Annotated in this window: 4 protein-coding genes; 1 reads left to right on the top strand and 3 read right to left on the bottom strand. The window is 70.2% G+C overall.

The window, feature by feature from the left end; translation table 11 throughout:
• Positions 1 to 86 precede the first annotated feature (86 nt).
• The 3 genes from AB0F10_RS43630 to AB0F10_RS43620 form a co-directional block, all read right to left on the bottom strand.
• The gene (locus tag AB0F10_RS43630; RefSeq protein ID WP_360640000.1) at positions 87 to 995 is read right to left on the bottom strand and encodes a carbohydrate ABC transporter permease; all 909 of its coding nucleotides are present in this window, start codon (positions 993 to 995) and stop codon (positions 87 to 89) included.
• The gene (locus AB0F10_RS43625) at positions 995 to 1,840 is read right to left on the bottom strand and encodes a sugar ABC transporter permease (protein WP_360640003.1); all 846 of its coding nucleotides are present in this window, start codon (positions 1,838 to 1,840) and stop codon (positions 995 to 997) included. The genes AB0F10_RS43630 and AB0F10_RS43625 overlap by 1 nt, the downstream gene beginning before the upstream one ends.
• A 77-nt stretch (positions 1,841 to 1,917) precedes the next feature.
• A complete protein-coding gene (locus tag AB0F10_RS43620; protein ID WP_360639997.1) occupies positions 1,918 to 3,258 on the bottom strand; it encodes an extracellular solute-binding protein in 1,341 nt (446 codons plus the stop codon).
• 320 nt (positions 3,259 to 3,578) lie between these two features.
• Here AB0F10_RS43620 and AB0F10_RS43615 point away from each other — a divergent pair, with 320 nt between their 5' ends.
• Positions 3,579 to 5,939, top strand: a complete 2,361-nt coding sequence (locus AB0F10_RS43615; protein ID WP_360639994.1) for a glycoside hydrolase family 3 N-terminal domain-containing protein — start codon at positions 3,579 to 3,581, stop codon at positions 5,937 to 5,939.
• Positions 5,940 to 5,956: the final 17 nt, after the last annotated feature.

Here is a 5,956-nt window from a genome sequence, read left to right as displayed (position 1 = left end):
GCGGATGGCGCGCGGCGAGACCCTTCAGGCCCCCCGGGTCGAACTGGCGACGGAGCTGGTGATCCGCAACAGCACCGCCGACCTGGTCACCTACCGAAGCCCGCGGTGAGACCGCTGAGCAGCTGCCGCCGGCCGATCGCGTAGCAGATCAGAATCGGCAGCGTGGTCAGCACCACGGAGGCGAGCACCGCCGGGACGTTGACGCCGTACTGGCCCTGGAAGCTCCACAATCCGAGCGGCAGGGTGCGCTGCTCCGGGCTCTGGGTGAGGATCAGCGGCAGGATGAACCCGTTCCAGACGGCGAGCCCCTGATAGATGGTCACGGTGACCAGCGCGGGCCGGGTCAGCGGGAAGGCCAGCCGCCAGAGGGTGCCCCACTCGGAGGCGCCGTCGAGGCGCATCGACTCGAACAGCTCCTTGGGCACGTCCCGGATGAAGTTGGCGAGCACCAGCACCGACAACGGGATGGCGAAGGCGATCGACGGCAGGATGATCGCCATCAGGGTGTCGTACATCTGCAGCCGGATGATGATCAGGTAGATCGGGATGACCACCGCCTGCAGCGGGATCGCCAGTCCCATCAGGAACAGCCCGTTGACCGAGCGCAGGAAGCGGCTGCCCGCCCCGCCACGCACGATCGCGTACGCCGCCATGAACGAGACCAGCACCGCCGGCAGTGTCGCACCGGCCGTGACCACCACGCTGTTGAGGAAGTAGCGGGTGAAGTCGGCCTCGATGACCTGCCGGTAGTTTTCGAACGTCGGATCGGTCGGCGGGACGAGCGGGTTCTGCGCGTAGTAGTTGCTGCGCGTCTTGAAGCTGGTGATGACGATCCAGTAGATCGGCAGCATCACCACCAGCAGCCAGAGCCAGCCGAAGCCGCCGCCGATCCAGTTCCAGCGCCGCAGCACCGACGGCCTGCGCCGCGGGCCGCCGGACCGGGCGGGTGCCGGGCCGGCGGGTTTCGGCAGCGCCGGCCGGGTCGAGATGGCCATCAGGCACCTTCCATCTGGCTGTCGGACGCGCTGCCGCCGCCGATCCGGCGCAGCAGCAGGGCCAGGCCGAGGCCGACGAGCACCAGGATCACCGCGATGACGCTGGCCGGTCCCATCAGGTTGGCCTTGAACCCGGTCTGGTACATCTCCAGCGCCAGCACCCGGGTCGCGTCGCCGGGACCGCCCGACGTGAGCACGAAGATCAGGTCGAAGAACGTCAGCGACCCCACCACCATCAGCGTCGACGAGGTGATGATCGTGTATTTGAGCTGCGGCAGGGTGATGCGGAAGAACGCGCTCGCCCGCCCGGCTCCGTCGATCTCGGCCGCCTCGAACATGGACCTGGGTATCTGCCGCACCGCGCCCTGGTAGATCAGCGAGTGGAACGGGATGAACTGCCAGGACACCACGAACACGACCGTGCACACGGCCAGGTTGCTCTGTCCCAGCCAGTCCTGGTTGAGCAGCGGGATGTTGAGCCCGGCGCCGAGCCCGAAGTTCGGATTCAGCAGGGCGCCGTAGGTGATCGCGATGGCCGCCGAGCTCAGCAGCAACGGGATGAAGAACAGCACCGCCAGCAGGCCGCGATAGCGCTTGTGGGAGGCCAGGAAGACGCCGATCAACAGGCTTATCGGCGTCTGGAACAGCCAGGAAAGCGCCATCACCAGGAACGTCACCCCGAGCGCGTGGTACAGCTCGGAATCGCCCAGCGCCGCCCGCCAGCTGTCCAGGCCCGCCGGATGGATGTCGCCGATGCCGTCCCACTGGGTGAAGCTGAGGCCCAGGGCGCCCAGCAGCGGGATGATGCCGAACGCCACGAACACGGCGAGCGCCGGCAACACCATCCAGGACACGGACTTGCTCCGCCCGCCGGTATTGGTGGAGCGTCCTGCCAGTGCGTCCGGGGGCGGAGCAAGCGCGGTCACTTGCCGATGACCTGGTTCATGTTGGTGACCCACTGCTGGGGCGTGACATCCATCTGGAACAGCTTGGCGATGTTGTCCAGCAGCGCCTCGGCCGCGGTCGGGCTCAGCGCCTGGTCCCAGGACTGCGCGAAGACCTTGGCGTTGACGGAGGTGTCGTAGACGTACTTGAGGAACGCGGCGTCCGGCGAGGCGGCGAGGACGGCCTCGGTGCCCTTGACGACCGGTACCGAGCCGCCGTCGTTGATCCACGCCTTGGTCTCGTCCGCGTCGAGCACCCCGCTGGTGAAGAACTTCTTCGCGGTCGCCTTCTGCTCGGCCGTCGCCTTCGACGAGATCGCGAGGTACTGCCCCGGGTTGCCGACCGTGTCGGTGGGGTCGCCCTTGCCGCCGGCGACCGGCGGGAAGTTCATCCAGCCGAGGTTGCCGCCGGAGACGAAGTCGCCGCCGTCCTTCTTCATGCTGCCGTAGGTCCAGCCGCCGTGCAGCATCATCGCGGCCTTGCCGGTGTAGAGCAGGGCCTGGTCGGCGTTGTCCGCGGCGTCGACCGAGGAGAAGCCCTTGCCGAACGCGCCGGCCTGCACCATCGTCTGGATCTTGGTGAGCATGTCCAGCACGGCCGGGTCGGACCAGGCGTCCTTCTCGCCCTCGAAGACGCTCTGGAAGACCTCGGGCCCGCCGATGCGGTCGAGCAGGAACTCCAGCCACATCATGTTGGTCCAGCGCGCCTTGCCGGCCAGCGAGAACGGCGTCACGCCGGCCTTCTTGAACGTCGGGATCAGCGCCATCATGTCCTCGAACGACTGCGGCGGCTGCGCGCCCGCCTGCGCGAAGACCTTCTTGTTGTAGTAGAGGACGATCGGCTGCACGGTCTCGCACGGCATCGCGTAGATCTTGCCGCCGACGGTCGCCGGGCCGAACGAGGACGGGAACAGGCGGTCCTTGACCGCCGCGTTCTCGCCGAACCAGCCGGTCAGGTCCTCGACCTGGCCGGCGTCGACGTAGCTCTTCAGGCCGCCGCCGCCCCAGCCCCAGATCAGCGTGGGTGCCTGGCCGGCGCCGATGGCCGTCTTGATCTTCTGCTTGTAGGCGTCGTTCTCGAACGCGGTGAACTGGAGTTTGTTGTCGGGGTTGGCCTTGTTGAACCGCTCCGCAGCGGCCTGCCGGATCCCCTCGCCGGGCTGTCCGGTGAGGAACCAGTAGCTGGCCGTCCCGCCCTTGGCGTCGCTGGAACCGCCGCCGCCGGGGCCGGAGCTGCCACAGGCGGCCAGGGCGGCGCCGGCACCTGCGGCGGCGGTGAGGCTGAGAAGGGTGCGACGAGATATCGGGCTGCGCTCCACGCTGATCTCCGTACTCGAGAGCCGCAGGGATGCGGCGAGTCGATTGTCTGAGGGGTGACGGTCGATCCCGGTCCCAGGATTCTGGAACTTTCGATCGACAACCGCAAGTTACCGAGAGATTTTGTTAACGTAGGATTTCGCGATTGACGTGTCAAGGCCCTTGTAAGACTCGTGCTCAACCAGCGAGAGTGGACCCCATCGCAGCGCGTCGAGCGCCGCCTGACGGGATCATAGGTCACGATCCGGTCGCGACCAGATCTCACTGAAAGTCCGAAAGTTTCGGAAGCTCGACGCCCGTCCGGCTCGTAAGGAGAACCATCGTGACGACACCTGACTGGCACGACCCGACGCTGCCCGTCGCCGACCGGGTCAGCCTGCTGCTGGCGCAGCTGACCCTCGAGGAGAAGGTCGCGCAGCTGGGCAGCCGGTGGGTACGCAACGCCATGGACGAGGGCGGTCAGCCGGACGCCGACCTCAACGTCGCGCCGATGCAGGACGTGTTCGCCGCCTCCGGCAGCATCTCGCTCGCCGACGCCAGCCGGCACGGGCTGGGCCACCTCACCCGGGTCTACGGCGGCATCCCGGTCACCGCGGAGGAGGGCACGGCCGAGGTGATCCGCCAGCAGCGGATCGTGCTCGAGGGCAGCCGGCTGGGCATCCCGGCGCTGGTGCACGAGGAGTGCCTCACCGGCTTCACCACCTACGGCGCGACCGTCTACCCCGCGGCGATCGCCTGGGGCGCGACCTTCGACCCGGACCTGATCGAGCGGATGGCCGCGGCGATCGGCCGGGACATGGCCGCGGTCGGCGTGCACCAGGGCCTGTCCCCCGTGCTCGACGTGGTCCGCGACTACCGCTGGGGCCGGGTCGAGGAGACCATGGGCGAGGACCCGTACCTGGTGTCGATGCTCGGCGCCGCGTACGTCCGGGGCCTGCAGAGCGCCGGCGTCATCGCAACCCTCAAGCACTTCGCCGGCTACTCGGCCGCCCGCTCCGCCCGCAACCACGGCCCGGTGCCGATGGGCCGGCGCGAGCTGATGGACGTCATCCTGCCGAGCTTCGAGACCGCCGTGACCGAGGCCGGCGCCGGCTCCGTGATGGCCTCGTACTCCGACGTGGACGGCGTCGCGCCGCACGCGGACCCGTGGCTGCTCACCGAGCTGCTGCGCGAGCAGTGGGGCTTCACCGGGACCGTGGTCTCCGACTACTGGGCGGTGCCATTCCTCGCCACCATGCACCGCGTCGCCGCCGACGCCGGCGACGCCGGCGCGCAGGCCCTCGCCGCCGGCGTCGACGTCGAGCTGCCGGACACCGTCGGCTTCGCCGGCCTGGTGGAGCGGGTACGCGGCGGAGAGATCGCCGAGGAGCTCGTCGACCGGGCCGCCCGGCGGCTGCTCACCCAGAAGGCCGAGCTCGGCCTGCTCGACCCCGACTGGACCCCCGAGGCCTCGGTGGCGCGCGCGGCCGGCATCGACCTCGACTCCCCCGCCAACCGGGCGCTGGCCCGCGAGATGGCCGAGCGCTCGATCGTGCTGCTGGAGGCCGGCACGGCGCTGCCGGTGCTCGGCGAGGACCGGCCGCCGCTGCGCCAGGTGGCCGTTGTCGGGCCGTGCGCCGACGACCCGCGCACGTTCATGGGCTGCTACGCGTACCCGAACCACGTCCTGCCGCGGCACCCCGGCCTGGGCCTGGGCATCGAGGTGCCGACGGTGGTCGACGCGCTGCGGCTGGAGCTGCCCGACGTCAAGATCGTGTACGAGCAGGGCAGCGGCGTGCAGGGCGCGGACCGTTCCGGCTTCGCCGCCGCGGTGACCGCGGCCCGGGACTCGGACCTGTGCGTGGCGGTCGTCGGCGACCTCGCCGGCCTGTTCGGCCAGGGCTCGTCCGGCGAGGGCTGCGACGCCGAGGACCTGCGCCTGCCGGGCATCCAGGCGGACCTGCTCGCCGAGCTCCTCGACACCGGCACCCCGGTGGTCGTGGTCGTCGTCTCCGGCCGCCCGTACGCGCTGGGCGACGTGCACGGCCGGGCCGCCGGCCTGGTGCAGGCGTTCATGCCGGGCGAGGAGGCGGGCCAGGCGATCGCCGGCATCCTCAGCGGCCGGATCCAGCCCGGCGGCAAGCTGCCGGTGCAGATCCCGCGGCACCCGGGCAGCCAGCCGGGCACCTACCTGCAGCCGCCGCTGGGCGCCGACCGCACCGACATCAGCAACCTCGACCCGACGCCGCTGTTCCCGTTCGGCCATGGGTCGTCCTACACCACCTTCGAGGTCGGCGACCTGACGATCGACGCCGACGAGGTGCCGACCGACGGCGAGTTCACCGTGTCGGTCCGGGTCGTCAACACCGGGGGCCGGGCGGGCGACGAGGTGGTCCAGCTCTATCTGCACGACGCGGTCGCGCAGGTGACGCGCCCGGTGAAGCAGCTGACGGGCTTCGCCCGGGTGCACCTCGCCGCGGGCGCGGGCGCGCGGGTGAGCTTCCAGGTCCACGCCGACCGGACCGCGTTCACGGGCCGCGACCTGGAACGCGTCGTCGAGCCCGGCGAGATCGAGATCATGGTCGGCACGTCGGCGGGGAACCTGCCGTGCCACACCTCGGTGCGCCTGACCGGCCCGCTGCGCACGGTCGGCGCCGGCCGCCGGCTCATCACCGGAGTAGAGGTGATCAAGGACGCCCGGTGAGAGGGGCAGTGGCGGCG

The organism is Actinoplanes sp. NPDC026623, assembly GCF_040638275.1.
Lineage (GTDB): Bacteria > Actinomycetota > Actinomycetes > Mycobacteriales > Micromonosporaceae > Actinoplanes.
Note: the sequence above shows the minus strand (reverse complement) of the source record. Positions and strands in the feature narration are given on the sequence as shown.

Coding starts and splice junctions, on each gene's coding strand:
- AB0F10_RS43630 (WP_360640000.1), bottom strand. CDS start 995: ATGGCCATCTCGACCCGGCCGGCGCTGCCGAAACCCGCCGGCCCGGCA.
- AB0F10_RS43625 (WP_360640003.1), bottom strand. CDS start 1,840: ATGGTGTTGCCGGCGCTCGCCGTGTTCGTGGCGTTCGGCATCATCCCG.